Below are 253 nucleotides of genomic sequence, written 5' to 3'. Positions count from 1 at the left end.
CTCGGGATGTACCCGAAGACTCGATGTGTGTCCCTTAAAGTGAGGGTTTTTGCTGGTCCGTCAGAACGAGGTGGCGGCTACGCGAGCTTCTACCTTGGCGCGGAAGGCCGGGTCATTGCGGTATTCAGCCTTGCTCATATCGGCAACCATCTCCGAGCGGGAGCCGTAGCCCTCAACGGTCGGCGCAGAGCGCTTCGGTTGGGCGGCAGGGGCCGACTTGGTGATGTTGCGGGACGGGGCCTTGCCGAACTTC

The 253-nt window shown here is 62.1% G+C and carries 1 protein-coding gene; it reads right to left on the bottom strand.

Translation table 11 applies throughout. The annotated features are described in order from the left end of the window. Positions 1–60: 60 nt before the first annotated feature. On the bottom strand, positions 61–253 hold a 193-nt coding region (locus ACS2QP_RS28205; protein WP_438883130.1), incomplete at its 5' end, for a capsid assembly protein.

Source organism: Bacillus cereus group sp. Bce019 (assembly GCF_051781745.1).
In the GTDB taxonomy this organism is placed as follows: domain Bacteria; phylum Bacillota; class Bacilli; order Bacillales; family Bacillaceae_G; genus Bacillus_A; species Bacillus_A cereus.
This window is presented reverse-complemented; position numbering and strand designations above follow the sequence as displayed.